This window comes from Actinobacillus ureae ATCC 25976 (assembly GCF_000188255.1).
GTDB classification, from domain to species: domain Bacteria; phylum Pseudomonadota; class Gammaproteobacteria; order Enterobacterales; family Pasteurellaceae; genus Actinobacillus; species Actinobacillus ureae.
This window is the reverse complement of the sequence record NZ_GL831080.1, coordinates 786,542-804,633: the sequence shown is the minus strand read 5'-3', so window position 1 is coordinate 804,633 and position 18,092 is coordinate 786,542. Positions and strand designations below refer to the sequence as shown.

At 40.9% G+C, this 18,092-nt stretch carries 13 protein-coding genes, 2 tRNA genes and 1 pseudogene; 15 read left to right on the top strand and 1 reads right to left on the bottom strand.

Translation table 11 applies throughout. The annotated features are described in order from the left end of the window. Positions 1 to 15: 15 nt before the first annotated feature. The gene (trpB, locus tag HMPREF0027_RS03970) at positions 16 to 1,206 is read left to right on the top strand and encodes a tryptophan synthase subunit beta (protein ID WP_005622435.1); all 1,191 of its coding nucleotides are present in this window, start codon (positions 16 to 18) and stop codon (positions 1,204 to 1,206) included. A 1-nt stretch (position 1,207) separates the two neighbouring features. Then, complete coding sequence (trpA, locus tag HMPREF0027_RS03965) at positions 1,208 to 2,020, top strand: tryptophan synthase subunit alpha (protein ID WP_044024266.1); 813 nt, start codon at positions 1,208 to 1,210, stop codon at positions 2,018 to 2,020. Between the two features lie 114 nt (positions 2,021 to 2,134). On the opposite strand, the gene HMPREF0027_RS03960 is transcribed toward trpA, so the two are convergent. After that, the gene (locus tag HMPREF0027_RS03960) at positions 2,135 to 2,347 is read right to left on the bottom strand and encodes a hypothetical protein (protein ID WP_044024265.1); all 213 of its coding nucleotides are present in this window, start codon (positions 2,345 to 2,347) and stop codon (positions 2,135 to 2,137) included. A gap of 202 nt (positions 2,348 to 2,549) precedes the next feature. Between HMPREF0027_RS03960 and HMPREF0027_RS03955 the strand changes: the two genes are divergently transcribed. The 13 genes and pseudogenes from HMPREF0027_RS03955 (at position 2,550) to HMPREF0027_RS03895 (ending at position 18,024) form a co-directional block, all read left to right on the top strand. Beyond that, a complete protein-coding gene (locus HMPREF0027_RS03955; protein WP_005622432.1) occupies positions 2,550 to 4,472 on the top strand; it encodes a DNA repair helicase YoaA in 1,923 nt (640 codons plus the stop codon). A gap of 65 nt (positions 4,473 to 4,537) precedes the next feature. Beyond that, positions 4,538 to 4,905 (top strand): annotated as a pseudogene (locus HMPREF0027_RS03950) (CidA/LrgA family protein). 14 nt (positions 4,906 to 4,919) lie between these two features. Beyond that, positions 4,920 to 5,606 (top strand): LrgB family protein, encoded by a 687-nt coding sequence (locus HMPREF0027_RS03945; protein WP_005622425.1) that lies wholly within the window; start codon positions 4,920 to 4,922, stop codon positions 5,604 to 5,606. A 62-nt stretch (positions 5,607 to 5,668) separates the two neighbouring features. Next, entirely contained in the window at positions 5,669 to 7,414 is a 1,746-nt protein-coding gene (gene msbA, locus HMPREF0027_RS03940; RefSeq protein ID WP_044024264.1) for a lipid A ABC transporter ATP-binding protein/permease MsbA, read from the top strand. Positions 7,415 to 7,548: 134 nt separating this feature from the next. After that, positions 7,549 to 8,181 carry a lipoprotein insertase outer membrane protein LolB gene (lolB, locus tag HMPREF0027_RS03935; RefSeq protein ID WP_005622423.1) on the top strand — a complete coding sequence of 211 codons (633 nt, stop codon included), beginning with the start codon at positions 7,549 to 7,551 and terminating at the stop codon, positions 8,179 to 8,181. Further along, a complete protein-coding gene (ispE, locus tag HMPREF0027_RS03930; RefSeq protein WP_044024261.1) occupies positions 8,181 to 9,026 on the top strand; it encodes a 4-(cytidine 5'-diphospho)-2-C-methyl-D-erythritol kinase in 846 nt (281 codons plus the stop codon). The genes lolB and ispE overlap by 1 nt, the downstream gene beginning before the upstream one ends. Before the next feature lie 31 nt (positions 9,027 to 9,057). After that, positions 9,058 to 10,008, top strand: coding sequence for a ribose-phosphate pyrophosphokinase (locus HMPREF0027_RS03925; protein WP_005622419.1), 951 nt, complete (start codon positions 9,058 to 9,060; stop codon positions 10,006 to 10,008). Between the two features lie 71 nt (positions 10,009 to 10,079). After that, on the top strand, positions 10,080 to 11,090 hold the full coding sequence (pyrD, locus tag HMPREF0027_RS03920) for a quinone-dependent dihydroorotate dehydrogenase (RefSeq protein WP_044024260.1): 1,011 nt from the start codon (positions 10,080 to 10,082) through the stop codon (positions 11,088 to 11,090). 358 nt (positions 11,091 to 11,448) lie between these two features. Further along, on the top strand, positions 11,449 to 14,103 hold the full coding sequence (gene aceE / locus HMPREF0027_RS03915) for a pyruvate dehydrogenase (acetyl-transferring), homodimeric type (protein ID WP_005622417.1): 2,655 nt from the start codon (positions 11,449 to 11,451) through the stop codon (positions 14,101 to 14,103). An 82-nt stretch (positions 14,104 to 14,185) separates the two neighbouring features. Continuing rightward, the gene (gene aceF, locus HMPREF0027_RS03910; protein WP_005622416.1) at positions 14,186 to 16,081 is read left to right on the top strand and encodes a pyruvate dehydrogenase complex dihydrolipoyllysine-residue acetyltransferase; all 1,896 of its coding nucleotides are present in this window, start codon (positions 14,186 to 14,188) and stop codon (positions 16,079 to 16,081) included. A 91-nt stretch (positions 16,082 to 16,172) separates the two neighbouring features. Then, positions 16,173 to 17,597, top strand: a complete 1,425-nt coding sequence (lpdA, locus tag HMPREF0027_RS03905; RefSeq protein ID WP_005622415.1) for a dihydrolipoyl dehydrogenase — start codon at positions 16,173 to 16,175, stop codon at positions 17,595 to 17,597. Positions 17,598 to 17,857: 260 nt separating this feature from the next. Next, a tRNA-Gly gene (locus HMPREF0027_RS03900) sits at positions 17,858 to 17,933 on the top strand. A gap of 17 nt (positions 17,934 to 17,950) precedes the next feature. Beyond that, a tRNA-Cys gene (locus HMPREF0027_RS03895) sits at positions 17,951 to 18,024 on the top strand. Positions 18,025 to 18,092 lie beyond the last annotated feature (68 nt).

Genomic DNA, 18,092 nt, shown 5'->3' with positions numbered 1-18,092 from the left:
TAGAGAGAACACGATATGTCAGACACACTTCTTAATCCTTATTTCGGTGAATTTGGCGGAATGTATGTGCCGGAAATTCTCGTGCCGGTCTTAAAACAACTCGAATCTGCTTTTGTTGAAGCACAAAATGATCCGTTATTCCAAGCGGAATTTATCGATTTACTCAAAAACTACGCCGGTCGCCCGACCGCATTAACGCTATGCCGTAATCTCACTAAAGGAAGCAAAACTAAACTTTATCTTAAGCGAGAAGATCTGTTACACGGCGGTGCTCATAAAACCAACCAAGTATTAGGCCAAGCGTTATTAGCAAAACGAATGGGCAAAACCCGTATTATCGCTGAAACTGGTGCCGGACAACATGGGGTGGCAACCGCATTAGCGTGTGCAATGTTAGATTTACCTTGCGTGATCTATATGGGGGAAAAAGATGTTGAACGTCAGTCGCCTAATGTATTCCGTATGCGTTTAATGGGGGCGGAAGTGATTCCGGTGCAAAAAGGCTCTTGTTCATTAAAAGATGCTTGTTGTGAAGCGATGCGTGACTGGGCGGCAAATTATGAAACGACGCATTATTTAATCGGTACGGCGGCAGGCCCACACCCATTCCCGACGATGGTGCGTGAATTTCAGAAAATGATCGGCGAAGAAACCAAACGTCAAATTTTAGAAAAAGAGAACCGCTTACCGGATGCGGTGATTGCAGCGGTTGGCGGTGGCTCTAATGCTATTGGAATGTTTGCAGATTTTATTGAGGAAGAAAGCGTACAACTGATCGGTGTAGAACCGGCTGGTAAAGGGATTGAAACCGGCGAACACGGCGCTCCGCTAAAACACGGTACAACCGGCATTTATTTCGGTATGAAATCGCCGATTATGCAAACCAAAGACGGACAAATCGAAGAATCTTACTCTGTTTCGGCAGGTTTAGATTTCCCTTCAGTCGGGCCACAACACGCCTATCTTAATTCGATTGGGCGTGCGGATTATGTGTCGATTACCGACCAAGAAGCATTAGACACTTTCCAATCATTAGCACAGTACGAAGGTATTATTCCGGCACTCGAAAGCTCACACGCATTGGCTTACGCACTGAAATTAATCGCACAAAATCCGGATAAAGAACAACTATTGGTGGTTAATCTTTCCGGTCGTGGCGATAAAGATATTTTTACCGTAGATAAAATTTTAAATGGGGAAAACTAAAATGAGCCGTTTTGACACTTTATTTGCTGAGTTAAAAGCAAAAAATGAAGGGGCATTTGTGCCGTTTGTTACCCTCTGTGATCCGGATTTCGATCGTTCATTTGAGATTATCGAAACATTGATTGCCAATGGTGTGGATGCGTTGGAGCTCGGTTTCCCATTTTCAGATCCTTTATTGGACGGTCCAGTGATTCAAGCGGCGAATAAACGAGCGTTAGATGGTGGTTATAGTACCGATGCTTGTTTTGAAATGATTGCTAAAATTCGAACAAAATATCCTGAGATTCCGATTGGCTTGCTGCTTTGTGCTAACTTAGTCTTCGTACCAACCCAAGAAGTGTTTTTCAAGCGCTGTGCCGAAATAGGCGTTGATGCGGTACTCATTGCCGATGTGCCGGTACTTGCCGCCGAAGAATTTACGCAAACAGCTAAAAAACACGGTATTCAATTAGTCTTCATTTGCCCGCCAAATGCAAATAAAGCAACGATTGAACGTATTGCCAATTTAACTGAGGGCTATACCTATTTAGTTTCACGTGCCGGCGTGACCAGTGCAGAGAATCAAGCTCATGCAGCGAATCTGGATAACCTTATCGATAGCCTCAAGCGGTCAAATTCTGCGCCAATTTTGCAAGGTTTTGGTATTGCGAAGCCGGAACAAGTTAAAGAAGCGCTAGCACTCGGTTGTGACGGTGCGATTTCCGGATCTGCGATCGTTAAAATTATTGAGAACCATTTAGATAACCAGCCTCAACTATTGGCAGAGTTAGCGAGTTTTGTAACAGCAATGAAAAGTGCCTCTTATATCAAATAAACGAGCATTAAGTGAGATAGGTAAAAATTTGCACCTTAGTAGTGATTTACTAAGGTGCAAATTTTTATTTTGGAGTGTTGTCGTTAAATAAAGTTCGAGCTGATAAGCGGTCGATTATTGGCGCTCTTTTGCAAATAAGTAGCCGTTCAAACCTACGATAATAATGTTTAAAATTGCTACAATATAAGCTTTACTGCTAAAACCATAAAGCATAAATCCCAATCCCCAAAAGATATTAGAGAGACGTAGCATCGTCATACCACTAATAAAACATGAAAGGATCAGAATAAGAACCGAACCATAACTAAGACATTCAACAATGCTCATCTGTTATCCTAATAAGCTTAACAATTATAAGGTGACTATTCTACACAAAAAAGAAGTATTGATATATCAGTCTACTACTGGTAAAAGCTGTTTCTAAGGATAATTTACAAATACAAAAAAATTGGCTAAATATTTATACAGTATTATAATGAAAGACTGTTTGCACATTTGGGGCAAACAGCCTTAACGCTTTTTAATATATATGAATAAATTAGACAATAAAATTATCCATGCCTTCAGTGAAGACGGCTTATTAAGTAATAATATTCAAAGGTTTCGTCCTCGTGCAGCGCAACTTGATATGGCGCAAGCGGTCGGAAGAGCGGTAAAATTTGCAACACCTGCCGTAGTAGAAGCGGGTACCGGTACCGGTAAAACATTCGCTTATTTAGTGCCGGCATTGCTTTCTGGAAAAAAAACGATTGTGTCGACTGGCTCGAAAAATCTTCAAGATCAATTATTTAACCGAGATCTACCAACCATTCAGAAAGCCTTAAAATACAAAGGTAAGGTCGCTCTATTAAAGGGACGAGCTAATTACCTTTGTCTGGAACGCTTAGATCAAGTGGTGGCAATGGGCGTGCTAGGCGATAAATCGGTGTTAGCGGATTTATCGAAAGTCAGCAAATGGCATACTTCAACTAAAACCGGTGATTTAAGTGAATGTATCACGATTGCGGAAGATAGTCTGATTTTACCGCAGTTAGTGAGTACTGCAGAAAGTTGCTTAGGTTCGGACTGTCCGCATTTTAAAGATTGTTATGTGTTACAAGCCCGCCGCCGAGCAATGGAAGCGGATGTGGTGGTGGTCAATCATCACCTGTTTTGTGCCGATATGGCGGTTAAAGAAACCGGCTTCGGTGAATTAATTCCAGAAGCAGAGTTGGTCATTTTTGATGAAGCACATCAATTACCGGATATTGCCAGCCAATATTTCGGTCAATCGTTAAGTTCTCGCCAATTGTTTGATATTTGTAAAGATACCAATATTGTTTATCGAACCGAATTAAAGGATCTCGCACAATTAGGCAAAGCGGCGGATCATTTGCAAAAAGTAGTGCAAGATTTTCGTTTGTTAATGGGAACGGAAGGTACGATTCGAGGTAATTTGCGAGAGTTGTTTAATGATCAAAAAGTAGTGGACGGTTTAACCAAAGTCGCAGAAAACATTGATTTTTTAAGCGATGTGATTAAAAAATCGCTCGGTCGTTCGGAAACGCTCGATAAAATTTTCGAAAGATTGGCGGAAGTCAAAGTTCAATTAAAAAAATTGAGCGATACTACTGTCGTTGGCTATTGCTATTGGTATGAAGCCAACGGGCGTTCTTTCGAGTTACATATCACGCCGTTAACTGTGGCAGACAAATTTGGCGAACAACTCAAAAATCAGCAAATTGGTTGGGTATTTACTTCAGCAACGCTTGAAGTTGGAGGCAAATTTGATCACTTCTGTCAGCGTCTAGGCATTGAGAATGCGGAACAGTTGGTGTTACAAAGTCCTTTTGATTACGCTAATCAATCGTTACTTTGTGTCCCACGATATTTGCCGGACACAAATAAATCGCACACTTTAACCGAATTAGGCAAAATGTTGATGCCCGTTATTGAAGCTAATAACGGTCGTTGCTTTTTGCTCTGTACTTCCTATTTTATGATGCGAGGTTTAGCGGATTTTCTGCGTGAACATAGTAAATTAAGTGTGTTGTTGCAAGGGGAAACTAGCAAAGCCCGCTTATTGGAAAAGTTTATTGCGGAAGAAAATAACGTATTGGTTGCCACCCAAAGTTTCTGGGAAGGAATCGATGTGCGAGGTGATGCGTTATCATTGGTGATTATAGATAAGCTGCCATTTACTTCGCCGGATGAACCGTTGCTAAGAGCGCGTATGGAAGATTGTCGTTTACAAGGTGGAGAACCGTTTAACGATATTCAAATTCCGGAAGCGGTTATCACCTTGAAGCAGGGGGTAGGGCGATTAATTCGTGATGTAACCGATAGAGGCGTGGTGATCATTTGTGATTCACGTTTAGTAATGCGAAATTATGGTCAAACGTTCCTGAAAAGTTTGCCGCCGTCAACACGAACACGTGATTTAAATAAAGTGATTCAGTTCTTAAAAAATTAGTGAGCAAGCGGTTAAATTTGCAAAATTTTTTGCGGATCTGACCGCTTATTTTGGAGGATACTCGTGTGATTGTTCGTATGCTCAGAATGTTGATTTCCTTAGCGTTACTGTTTGCCATGTTATATGGTGGTAAACTGCTTAGCATTCTGATTCCGATTGGTATTTCCGATAGTATTTGGGGAATGCTGTTACTGTTTAGTTGTTTAGTTGTTTAGTTATCGGTATCGTAAAAGTTGAATGGGTAACACCCAGTACAAGACCGTTAACCCGTTATATGACGATTTTCTTTATTCCTATTTGTGCTGAAATTATCGAACATCTTGATACTTTACAGGTACATTTCACCTCATTTGTGTTCGCCAATATACTTAGTACCGCAGTTTCTTTAGTCTTAATTGGACTGTTTGCGCAATGGATTTTTCACCGTAAATAATAGAAGAAGGTAATATGCTATATTTTTATTCTCTCTTAACTATTTTCGCCTTTCTTACTGGGCTGCGTATCAGCCAAAAATTACGTTCGTCCGTACTTAATCCTTTTGTGATTGCTTTGGCAACCGTCATTTTAGTGATTGTGATGGGTAAAGTGCCTTATGCGGAATATTATCAGGGCAATTTTCCGATCAATAATTTACTTGGTGTGTCTGTTGTTGCACTCGCCTTACCATTCTATGAGCAGCTACCGCAAATTCGTAAAAAATGGCGTCCGATTTTAGCGGTTGTTGTATTTAGCAGCGTATGTACAATGTTAACCGGTGTGCTATTTGCCGTGTTACTGGGCACAAGTCCGTCTATTCTTGCGGCAATTGTACATAAATCGATTTCTACGCCGATAGCAACTGCGATTTCAAGCCAAATTTGCGCAAGTTCCGCAGTAACAGCGGTTGGCGTGCTGGTTGCCGGACTGTTAGGATCGGTATTCGGATTTAGCTTCTTACATTATATTGGCGTATGTAATGTCCGTGCTATCGGTTTAGCTATGGGAGCTGTTTCTCATGCGTCAGGAACGGGGCGTTGTATGGAATATAGCGTCAAAACCGGTAGCTACAGCTCTATCGCATTGGTATTAAGTGGCGTACTTTCATCCGTTTTAGCGCCTTTCGTGTTCAGACTTGTATTAGCTTTATTCTATTAATTTGGTATCTCATTCAATTCAGGGTACAATGCCCCGATTTTTGAAAATTAAGAATGGACATTATGCAAGAAAAAGATCTTTCGACCTTTAAAACGTTTAAGCGTTTATTTCCAACGATTACGCCTTATAAGTGGGGACTTGCTGTCGGTGCGGTGGCACTTGTGCTGAATGCACTGGTAGATTCGGGGCTTATCTATCTTTTAAAACCTTTATTAGATCAAGGATTTGGTCAGGCGGATCACAGCTTTTTAAAACTTATGGCTGTGTTAGTCGTGGTATTTATTTTAGTGAGAGGTATCACGAACTATATTGCCGGTTATTGCTTGGCTTGGGTTTCGGGCAATATTGTGATGACTTTACGTCGTAATATTTTCCAACACTTAATGTATATGCCGGTCAGTTATTTTGACCAAAATCCGGTTGGACGCTCTCTTTCTCGTGTAACGTATGATACGGAAATGGTTGCGACTTCTTCTTCACACGCATTAGTCACTATCGTACGTGAAGGGGCATATTTAATTTCATTATTTGTGGTGATGATTTACACCAGTTGGCAATTATCGTTAGTGTTATTTGTTATGGCGCCGATCATCGGTATATTAATCGGTATTGTGTCAAAACGTTTCCGTAAATTGAGCCGTCATATCCAAAGTTCAATGGGTGAATTAACCGTAACTACCGAACAGATGTTAAAAGGGCATAAGGTTGTTTTATCATTCGGCGGTCAGCAAGTTGAAAAAGAGCGTTTTGATCGGGTAAGTAATGATATGCGCCGTAAAGGGATGAAAATCGTCTCGGCAGATGGGATTTCAGATGGTGTTGTGCAATTAATTGCGTCTTTTGCTTTATCGGTTGTTTTATATGTAGCGACATTCCCTGAAGTGATAAGTGAAAATCTTACGGCAGGTTCGTTTACCGTGGTGTTTTCATCTATGATGGCAATGTTACGTCCGTTAAAATCGTTGACGAATGTGAATTCACAGTTCCAACGTGGTATGGCGGCTTGTCAAACGTTATTTGAATTCCTTGATTTGAAAACAGAGAAAGATCTTGGTACTCAAGAAGTGGCTCGAGCAAAAGGCGATGTGACATTCAATAATGTTTCGTTTAGTTATGAAGGTAAAGACGAACGTGCATTAGATCGCATTTCTTTTGCTATTCCGCAAGGCAAAACAGTGGCATTAGTCGGTCGTTCCGGCTCAGGCAAATCAACAATTGTGAATCTATTAACGCGTTTTTATGATATTGATGAAGGTGAAATTACATTGGATGGCGTAAATATCCAAGACTATAAATTAGCGAATTTACGTGAACAATGTTCGGTGGTTTCACAGCAAGTGCATTTATTCAATGACACGATTGCCAATAATATCGCTTATGCGGCTACCGAGAAATATAGTCGTGAGCAAATTATTGCGGCAGCGACAGCGGCACATGCGATGGAGTTTATTGAGAAGCTCGATGACGGTTTAGATACGGTGATCGGCGAAAATGGGGCTAGCCTTTCGGGAGGGCAGCGTCAACGTTTAGCGATTGCCCGTGCTTTATTACGTAATTCGCCGGTATTAGTATTGGATGAAGCGACTTCCGCACTAGATACGGAATCCGAACGTGCAATTCAAGCGGCACTTGCTGAGTTACAAAAAGATAAAACTGTGCTTGTGATCGCGCATCGCTTATCTACGATTGAAAAAGCTGATGAAATTTTAGTCGTCGATCACGGACAAATTATCGAACGTGGTTCTCACACTCAATTACTCGCACAAAACGGGGCTTATAAACAATTACATAGCCTTCAGTTTAGCTAATCGAACAAAGTCTCCCTTTCGGGAGACTTTTCGTTTTTTACAAGCGGTCAAAAATGGCTAAAAAATTACAAATTTTTAACAGAATTAGACCGCTTATAAGGTAGAATAGCCACTCATGTTATAAAAGGTTCGCTATGAAAAAATTTTCTTTTTTAATTTCGCTCGGCGCGATGTTAGTGTTAACGGGCTGTAATTCGGTGTTAGATGCACCTACAACCGTTCAGACACCGACCGCACAAATCCCATATACTGATGCCAAATGGCAGCAACATCTTAATCAATTAGCGCAAATTAAGCGTTATCAAGCAAAAGGGCAATTCGGGTACATTTCACCTGAAGAGCGTTTTTCTTCACACTTTGATTGGCAATACCAATCAGCAAATAATTTCGGCTTAGAGCTTTCATCAAATTTATCGACAAAGTCGATGAAATTACATCGTACTCAACGGGGATTAACCGTTTCGGACAGCGAAGGGCGTTCACGTACGGAAGCGGATGTGAATGCACTGATGGAAGAAATTATCGGTGTTTCGTTTCCGATTGATCAATTTGCCTATTGGGTAAAAGGTCAGCCGGAAAAAAACAGTAATTATATTGTGAATGAAAAACGTCAACTTTCACAATTTAGTTATCCGATTAATGGTCAAGTGTGGCAAGCGAGCTATGTTGAATATCACGAAGATCGCCAACCGAACTTACCGAAGTTAATCGTATTAGAGAATGGTCAACAAACCTTAAAAATTCGTATTGATCAATGGACGTATTAATGAATAAAGTCACTTTACCTAGCCCGGCTAAGTTAAATCTTTTCTTATACATTACTAATAGACGCACAGACGGTTACCACGAGTTACAAACCTTATTTCAATTTTTAGATTTTGGCGATGAGATTTCACTGGAAGTAAATCAGAGCGGTGAAATTGAATTGTTAAACGAAATTGAAGGGGTTGAAAAAGAGCAGAACTTAATTTATCGAGCTGCAAAATTATTACAAAAGCATACCGCTTGTACGAAAGGTGCCAAAATCAGTGTAACTAAGCGTTTGCCAATGGGCGGCGGCGTTGGCGGCGGTTCATCGAATGCAGCAACCGTATTAGTCGGATTAAATCATTTTTGGCAAACCGGCTTAAGTCTTGAAGAGCTTGCTGCATTAGGGCTGAGCTTAGGTGCGGATGTGCCGATTTTTGTGCGTGGTGTTGCTGCTTTTGCGGAAGGCGTCGGTGAAGTGTTAACACCGTGCGAGCCGGAAGAGAAATGGTTTGTAGTGTTAAAACCGAGCGTTTCTATTTCGACCGCAGTCGTTTTTAATGACCCAGATTTGCCTCGAAATACGCCAAAATGTAGTTTGGAAGAACTGTTAGCTAGCGATTGGGCAAACGATTGCGAAAAAGTTGTACGAGATCATTATTCAGAGGTTGAAGATCTTGTTCAAGAATTGGTAGAATATGCATCGTTTCGGTTAACGGGCACAGGTGCTTGTATTTTTGCCGAATTTAATTCAAAAGAAGACGCGAAGAAAGTCTTCGACTGCAAACCTCAAAACGTGTGTGGTTTTGTTGCTAAAGGGCAGAATATCTCGCCTTTGCACAAAAAATTAAACTTAATTCCCTAACTTCCCTTTGTAAATTCAAGGATCAATTCCAATGCCAGATATCAAACTGTTTGCGGGTAACGCAACGCCAGAACTTGCAAAACGTATTGCAGAACGCCTTTACATTTCTTTAGGCAATGCAACAGTCGGTCGTTTTAGCGACGGTGAAATTCAAGTTCAAATTAATGAAAACGTACGTGGTTCGGATGTATTTATTATCCAATCAACTTGCGCACCAACTAATGACAACTTAATGGAATTGATTGTGATGGTTGATGCTTTACGTCGTGCGTCTGCAGGTCGTATCACGGCTGTTATTCCTTATTTCGGTTATGCTCGTCAAGACCGTCGCGTTCGTTCAGCGCGTGTGCCGATTACGGCAAAAGTTGTGGCGGACTTCCTTTCAAGCGTAGGTGTTGATCGCGTGTTAACTTGTGACTTACACGCAGAACAAATCCAAGGTTTCTTTGATGTGCCGGTAGATAACGTATTCGGTTCACCTGTGCTTATCGAAGACATTGTTAAGAAAACGGATTTAAACAATCCGATGGTGGTATCGCCGGATATCGGTGGTGTAGTACGTGCGCGTGCGATCGCTAAATTGTTAAATGATGCGGATATGGCAATCATTGATAAACGCCGTCCAAAAGCAAACGTATCACAAGTAATGCATATTATCGGTGATGTTGCCGGTCGTGACTGTATCTTAGTTGACGATATGATCGACACTGGCGGTACGTTAGTTAAAGCTGCGGAAGCATTGAAAGAACGTGGTGCAACCAAAGTGGTTGCTTACGCAACGCATGCGGTATTCTCAGGTACTGCAGCAATGAACTTAGCGAACCCAGCATTAGATGAAGTAGTTGTTACCGATACAATTCCACTTTCTGATGAAATCAAAGCATTAAACAAAGTGCGTGCATTAACATTATCAAGCATGTTAGCAGAAGCTATTCGTCGTATTAGCAACGAAGAGTCCATTTCTGCAATGTTTGACGCATAATTTCTGATAAGGGCGAGTTGAATACTCGCCCTTAGTTTATCTATTTCTTTCTATTAACCGAAGAGCTCATCATGTATTCCCTCATTCGTAAATGTCTGTTTGCTATGGACGCTGAAAATGCGCATAATTTTTCCGTTCAAGCGCTTAAACTTGTCGGAAAATTACCTTTTGATCCTTTACCCATTCCTCATAATCCAGTTGAGGTGATGGGGCTGCAGTTTAAAAATCCTATCGGTCTTGCCGCCGGTGCGGATAAAAACGGCGAAGCGATTGACGGTTTTGGCAAGTTAGGATTCAGTTTTATTGAAGTAGGAACGGTTACACCGGTTGCACAAGACGGTAACCCTAAGCCACGTCAATTCCGTCTTTTGGAAGCAGAGGGCATTATCAATCGTAATGGTTTTAATAATTACGGTGTGGATTTGTTGGTAGAAAATGTGAAGCGTTCCAAATATGACGGGGTACTCGGAATTAATATTGGTAAAAATGCCTTTACGCCAATTGAGAACGCTTTGGATGATTACCAAATTTGTTTACGTAAGGTGTATGAGTATGCCGATTATATTACGGTGAATATTTCTTCACCGAATACCAAGAATTTACGTTCATTGCAATACGGTGATGCATTAGATGAATTGCTGAGTGCATTAAAGCAAGAACAATCAATACTTTCGCAAAAGTTTGCAAAATATAAACCGCTTGTTCTGAAAATTGCGCCGGATTTAACGGATGAAGAAGTTGCTTCGGTAGCGGATAGTTTGGTACGACATAAGATTGACGGCGTTATTGCCGGTAATACCACTTTATCTCGAGAACCGGTAGCAGGTTTAAAACATGCGGAACAGCAAGGCGGCTTAAGCGGTAAGCCATTAAATTCGCTCAGTACCCATTTAATCCGTAGGTTGGCTAAGGAATTAAACGGGCAGTTGCCAATTATTGGTAGCGGAGGTATTCATTCTGTCTCCTCCGGTCAGGAAAAAATTGATGCGGGCGCAAGTTTATTACAAGTTTATTCAGCAATGATTTATCAGGGGCCGGCGCTGATTCAAGAGCTGGCCAAACAGATCAAACTTAATAAATAGCCCTTAAACAAGCGGTTAAAATTTGTAAAAAAATTGCAGGTTTTAACCGCTTGTTTATAGGAAAGACAACGGTTGGCGCAGGTCAAAAAAATAGACAAAATAGGTCAATTTTGTTATCTTGTTAGCCAAAATTTTTCTACAAATTTTCAACATTTTTTATAGTGTGATAAAAAGTGTTTAAAATCAAGTAGATATCGCAAGATATTCACTCGAATAGAAAACAGGTTTTTACATTTTGTTAAACTTTCTGTGTATTTTATGTTTAGTCTAATCGAATGAATGTCTATAATTTCATCAAACGATAAGTTTAAGTATAGAGAACTTATCACTCATTATTTACTTAAAATAAGGACAACCTATGTCAGAGTTAGAAAGAGATGTAGATCCATTTGAAACCAAAGAGTGGTTAGAATCACTTGATTCATTAATCCGTGTAGAAGGTGTTGAACGTGCACAATTCATTATCGATGAATTATTAAGCCAAGCGCGTAAAGATGGCGTGCCGGTTCAATCTGGTGTGACAACAGCATATGTAAATACTATCCCTGTGTCTGCACAACCAGCTTACCCGGGTGACCACAAAATTGAACGTCATATTCGTTCTGCAGTACGTTGGAACGCTATCGCAATGGTTTTACGTAGCCAGAAGAAAGATCTTGACTTAGGTGGTCATATTTCAACTTTCCAATCAGCGGCAACAATGTATGAAGTGTGCTACAACCACTTCTTCAAAGCGGCAACTGAGAAAAACGGTGGCGACTTAGTATTCTTCCAAGGTCACGCAGCACCAGGTATGTATGCACGTGCTTATGTGGAAGGTCGTTTAACAGAAGAACAATTAGACAATTTCCGTCAAGAAGCATTTGCGGATGGTTTATCTTCATACCCACACCCGAAATTAATGCCTGAATTCTGGCAATTCTCAACCGTATCAATGGGTTTAGGTCCTGTTAATGCGATTTATCAAGCACGTTTCTTAAAATACCTTGAAAACCGTGGCTTAAAAGATACGTCAGACCAAAAAGTTTACGCATTCTTAGGTGATGGTGAGATGGATGAAATCGAGTCTAAAGGTGCGTTAACATTTGCTGCTCGTGAAAAATTAAATAACTTAATTTTCACTGTAAGCTGTAACTTACAACGTTTAGACGGTCCGGTAAACGGTAACGGTAAAATCGTTCAAGAGTTAGAAGGTTTATTCACAGGCGCAGGTTGGGAAGTAATCAAAGTATTATGGGGCAGCAACTGGGATAAATTATTCGCGAAAGATACTTCAGGTAAATTAGCACAATTAATGATGGAAATGGTTGATGGTGACTACTTAACCTTCAAATCAAAAGACGGTGCTTATATTCGTGAACACTTCTTCGGTCGTTACCCAGAAACAGCTGCATTAGTTGCTGATATGACAGACGAAGAGATTTGGGATCTTCGCCGTGGTGCACACGACAGCGAAAAACTTTACGCTGCATATGCGAAAGCGCAAAAATCAGACAAACCGGTTGTGATTTTAGCTCACCAAGTTAAAGGTTATAAAATCCCTGAAGCAGAAAGTAAAAATACTGCTCACCAATCGAAAAAAATGTCATTAGAAAGCTTAAAAGGCTTCCGTGACTACTTCGAATTACCATTAACGGATGAGCAAGTAGAAAATCTTGAGTACATCAAATTTGCTGAAGGTTCTGAAGAATACAACTACATTCACGGTCAACGTAAAGCATTAAACGGTTATGTTCCGGCTCGTCGTCCTAAATTTGACGTAGAGTATAAAGTACCTGCATTAGAAGAATTCAAAGCGTTACTTGAAGAACAACCACGTGGTATTTCAACCACAATGGCGTTTACACGTGCATTAAATATCTTATTAAAAGATAAAAACATCGGTAAAACAATCGTGCCGATGATTGTAGACGAAGCGCGTACATTCGGTATGGAAGGTTTATTCCGTCAAGTGGGTATTTACAACCCGCACGGTCAAAACTATACACCTTCAGACCGTGATTTGGTGGCTTACTATCGTGAAGCGAAAGACGGCCAAGTGCTACAAGAAGGTATCAACGAATTAGGTGGTGCAGCGTCTTGGGTTGCAGCAGCAACGTCTTACTCTGTAAGCAACCAACCGATGATCCCATTCTTCATCTATTACTCAATGTTCGGTTTCCAACGTGTGGGCGATATGATGTGGTTAGCGGGTGACCAATTAGCTCGTGGTTTCATGGTCGGTGGTACGTCTGGTCGTACAACGTTAAACGGTGAAGGTTTACAACACGAAGATGGTCATAGCCATATTCAAGCAGGTATTATCCCTAACTGTATTACTTACGACCCATCATTTGCGTTTGAAGTTGCGGTAATCATGCAAGACGGTATCAACCGTATGTATGGTGAAAAACAAGAAGATGTTTTCTATTACATGACAACATTAAACGAAGTAATGGATCAACCGGCAATGCCAGCAGGTGCTGAAGAAGGTATCCGTAAAGGTTTATATAAATTTGAAACTGTTAAAGGTAAAGGCAAAGGTCACGTTCAGTTATTAGGTTCTGGTGCAATTATGCGTCACGTTCGTGAAGCAGCACAAATCCTTGCGAATGACTATGGCGTAACTTCAGACGTATTCTCTGCACCATCATTCAACGAATTAGCGCGTGAAGGTAACGATGCAGTACGTTGGAACTTATTACACCCAACAGCGGAACAACGTGTTCCTTATGTAGCACAAGTATTAGCGGATTTACCGACAGTTGCTTCAACTGACTATGTGAAACAATATGCGGATCAAATTCGTGCGTTCGTACCGAGCAAACACTTCCACGTGTTAGGTACAGACGGTTTCGGTCGTTCAGACAGCCGTGCTAACTTACGTGAACATTTCGAAGTTGATGCTCGTTACGTTGTTGTTGCAGCGTTATCACAATTAGCGAAAGAAGGTACAGTAACTAGCCAAGTAGTTGCAGATACAATTGCGAAATTTGGCTTGAACGTAGATCGTATCAACCCATTATACGCATAGTGGAAGCGGTCAAAATCAGTTAAGATTTTGCAAAAAAGGACAGGGTATTGCTCTGTCCATTTCTAAAAGAAGGATTACCAAAATGTCAAAACAAATTAATGTACCAGATATCGGTAGCGATGAAGTTACCGTAACAGAAGTGATGGTAAACGTGGGTGATACCATTTCTGCTGACCAATCAATCATCAATGTGGAAGGTGATAAAGCTTCAATGGAAGTGCCTGCACCAGAAGCAGGTGTTGTAAAAGAAGTTTTAGTTAAAGTTGGCGATAAAGTAACAACAGGTTCACCAATGTTAGTGTTAGAAGCAGCAGGAGCAGCTCCAGCAGCAGAAGCACCAGCTGCTGCAGATCCTGCACCAGCAGCGACTGCATCAGCAATCGTCGAAGTGAACGTACCAGATATTGGTGGTGATGAAGTTAATGTGACTGAAATTATGGTGAAAGTGGGCGATTCAGTTGAAGTTGATCAATCTATCATCAATGTAGAAGGTGATAAAGCTTCTATGGAAGTTCCAGCACCTATCGCGGGCGTTGTAAAAGAAATTTTAATCAATGTAGGCGATAAAGTTTCAACCGGCAAATTAATTATGAAATTTGAAACTGCGTCAGCAGCACCGATTGCTGTAGAAGCGCCAGTACAAGCAGCTGCACCGGCTGCAACAGCTTCAGCAATTAAAGAAGTGAACGTACCTGATATCGGCGGTGATGAAGTAAACGTAACTGAAATCATGGTAAATGTTGGTGATACAGTATCTGAAGAGCAATCTTTAATTACTGTTGAAGGTGACAAAGCTTCAATGGAAGTTCCGGCACCATTTGCAGGTGTTGTGAAAGAAATTTTAGTGAAATCTGGTGATAAAGTGTCAACCGGTTCATTAATCATGAAATTTGAAGTTCAAGGTGCAGCACCGGCAGCAGCTCCTGCTCCTGCAGCACAAGCAGCTGCGCCAGCACCAGCGGCACAACCGGCAGCGCAATCAGCTCAAGGCGGTAACGTTTCTGGTTTAAGCCAAGATGCAGTAGTAGCGGCAGGGGCTTATGCACACGCGACACCGGTAATTCGTCGTTTAGCACGTGAATTCGGTGTGAACTTAGATAAAGTGAAAGGTTCAGGTCGTAAAGGTCGTATTGTTAAAGAAGATATCCAAGCATACGTTAAAACTGCAGTTAAAGCGTTTGAAACAGGTACTGTTGCAGCGGCAGCAGGTAACGGTGTTGCAAACGGTGCAGGTTTAGGCTTATTACCATGGCCGAAAGTAGACTTCAGCAAATTTGGTGAAGTTGAAGAAGTAGAATTAAGCCGTATCAATAAGATTTCTGGTGCGAACTTACACCGTAACTGGGTAATGATTCCTCACGTTACACACTTCGATCGTACAGATATCACAGAATTAGAAGCATTCCGTAAAGAACAGAACAAGATTGTTGAAAAACAAAAACTTGATGTGAAAATTACACCAGTTGTGTTCATTATGAAAGCGGTTGCAAAAGCGTTAGAAGCGTTCCCGCGTTTCAACAGCTCAATTTCTGAAGATGGTCAAAAATTAACAATTAAGAAATACATCAACATTGGTGTGGCTGTAGATACACCAAATGGCTTAGTGGTTCCTGTATTCAAAAACGTGAACAAAAAAGGCATTATTGAGTTATCTCGCGAGTTGATGGAAGTCTCGAAAAAAGCACGCGAAGGCAAATTGACTGGTTCAGATATGCAAGGCGGCTGCTTCACGATTTCAAGCTTGGGCGGTATTGGTACAACCCACTTTACCCCAATTGTGAATGCACCAGAAGTAGCAATTTTGGGTGTGTCTAAATCTGAAATGGCACCTGTATGGAACGGTAAAGAATTCTCACCACGCTTAATGCTTCCATTATCATTATCATTCGACCACCGCGTGATCGATGGTGCTGATGGTGCTCGTTTCTTAAGTTACATCAACGGTGTATTAGCAGATATCCGTCGCCTAGTAATGTAATTAGGTTGTGTAACTTAGCAATGTAATCAATCTGTAAGCGGTCGGATTTGCAAGAAAATTGACAAAATTGACCGCTTGAAAAGGAAAAGATATGAGTAAAGAAATTAAAACCCAAGTAGTTGTACTTGGTGCAGGTCCTGCAGGTTATTCAGCTGCGTTCCGTTGTGCTGACTTAGGTTTAGAAACCGTTCTTGTAGAACGTTATTCAACTTTAGGTGGGGTATGTTTAAACGTAGGTTGTATTCCATCAAAAGCGTTATTACACGTTTCTAAAGTAATTGAAGAAGCAAAACACGCAACCAAAAATGGTATTTACTTTGGTGAACCAACTATCAATTTAGACGAAGTTCGTGCAGGTAAAGATGCTGTAGTCGCTAAATTAACAGGCGGTTTAGCAGGTATGGCAAAAGCACGTAAAGTGACCGTGGTTGAAGGCTTAGCAGCATTTACTGATCCAAATACATTAGTTGCACGTGATCGTGATGGTAACCCAACTACTGTTAAATTTGATAATGCAATTATTGCAGCGGGTTCTCGTCCAATTCAATTACCATTTATCCCGCATGAAGATCCACGTATTTGGGATTCAACAGATGCACTTAAATTAAAAGAAGTACCGAAAAAACTTCTTATCATGGGGGGCGGTATCATTGGTTTAGAGATGGGTACAGTTTATCACTCTCTAGGTTCAGAGATTGAAGTGGTTGAAATGTTCGACCAAGTTATCCCAGCAGCAGATAAAGATGTTGTAGCAATCTACACCAAACAAATCGAGAAAAAATTCAAGTTAATGCTTGAAACTAAAGTAACCGCAGTTGAAGCGAAAGATGATGGTATCTATGTTTCAATGGAAGGTAAAGCATGTAACGATACTAAACGTTATGATGCAGTGCTTGTTGCTATTGGTCGTACACCAAACGGTAAATTAATCGATGCGGGCAAAGCTGGCGTAAACGTTGATGATCGTGGTTTCATCGCTGTTGACAAACAAATGCGTACAAACGTACCACACATTTTTGCTATCGGTGATATCGTTGGTCAGCCAATGTTAGCTCACAAAGGTGTTCACGAAGGTCACGTTGCCGCAGAAGTGATTGCAGGTCAAAAACACTACTTCGATCCGAAAGTGATTCCATCAATCGCTTATACTGAGCCGGAAGTTGCTTGGGTAGGTAAAACTGAAAAAGAATGTCGTCAAGAAGGCTTAAACTTTGAAGTGGCGAAGTTCCCATGGGCTGCATCAGGTCGTGCGATTGCTTCTGAGTGTTCAGAAGGTATGACTAAACTTATCTTCGATAAAGATACACACCGTTTACTCGGTGGTGCAATCGTAGGTAGCAACGGTGGCGAATTATTAGGTGAAATCGGCCTTGCAATCGAAATGGGTTGTGATGCGGAAGATATCGCTTTAACTATCCACGCTCACCCTACATTACACGAATCTGTAGGTTTAGCAGCAGAAGTGTTTGAAGGTTCTATCACAGACTTACCAAACGCAAAAGCGAAAAAACGCTAATAGGTTAATTTAACTTATTTATACAAGCGGTTGAAATTTGCAAAAAAATAGCGGATTTCAACCGCTTTTTTTCTATCTTGAAAGATCAGTTTAATAGATTGATTTATGCTTATAAAATCAACGAATTAGCTATGCATTTATTGATTTTTCAGCGTTGTGATCTTTTTTTCAGCATTTGAAATAAAATAATTAAATTAGCATTTGACATAGGTCTGAAAATCCGTAAAATGCACCTCGTTCTTTAAGAACAAAGACTTAAAGTGGGAATAGCTCAGTTGGTAGAGCACGACCTTGCCAAGGTCGGGGTCGCGAGTTCGAGCCTCGTTTCCCGCTCCATTAAATCTCTTCAATACGGCGTGTTAGCAAAGCGGTTATGCACTGGATTGCAAATCCATGTAGATCGGTTCGACTCCGGTACACGCCTCCACTATTCAATCATTTCAATATTTTATAATTTTATCTGTGATTTGATTTACACACTTTTTTATTAAGGGG

Bases quoted from the DNA above. Each gene is read 5' to 3' on its own strand.
- trpB (WP_005622435.1), top strand. From the start codon at position 16: ATGTCAGACACACTTCTTAATCCTTATTTCGGTGAATTTGGCGGAATG.
- trpA (WP_044024266.1), top strand. From the start codon at position 1,208: ATGAGCCGTTTTGACACTTTATTTGCTGAGTTAAAAGCAAAAAATGAA.
- HMPREF0027_RS03960 (WP_044024265.1), bottom strand. From the start codon at position 2,347: ATGAGCATTGTTGAATGTCTTAGTTATGGTTCGGTTCTTATTCTGATC.
- HMPREF0027_RS03955 (WP_005622432.1), top strand. From the start codon at position 2,550: ATGAATAAATTAGACAATAAAATTATCCATGCCTTCAGTGAAGACGGC.
- HMPREF0027_RS03945 (WP_005622425.1), top strand. From the start codon at position 4,920: ATGCTATATTTTTATTCTCTCTTAACTATTTTCGCCTTTCTTACTGGG.
- msbA (WP_044024264.1), top strand. From the start codon at position 5,669: ATGCAAGAAAAAGATCTTTCGACCTTTAAAACGTTTAAGCGTTTATTT.
- lolB (WP_005622423.1), top strand. From the start codon at position 7,549: ATGAAAAAATTTTCTTTTTTAATTTCGCTCGGCGCGATGTTAGTGTTA.
- ispE (WP_044024261.1), top strand. From the start codon at position 8,181: ATGAATAAAGTCACTTTACCTAGCCCGGCTAAGTTAAATCTTTTCTTA.
- HMPREF0027_RS03925 (WP_005622419.1), top strand. From the start codon at position 9,058: ATGCCAGATATCAAACTGTTTGCGGGTAACGCAACGCCAGAACTTGCA.
- pyrD (WP_044024260.1), top strand. From the start codon at position 10,080: ATGTATTCCCTCATTCGTAAATGTCTGTTTGCTATGGACGCTGAAAAT.
- aceE (WP_005622417.1), top strand. From the start codon at position 11,449: ATGTCAGAGTTAGAAAGAGATGTAGATCCATTTGAAACCAAAGAGTGG.
- aceF (WP_005622416.1), top strand. From the start codon at position 14,186: ATGTCAAAACAAATTAATGTACCAGATATCGGTAGCGATGAAGTTACC.
- lpdA (WP_005622415.1), top strand. From the start codon at position 16,173: ATGAGTAAAGAAATTAAAACCCAAGTAGTTGTACTTGGTGCAGGTCCT.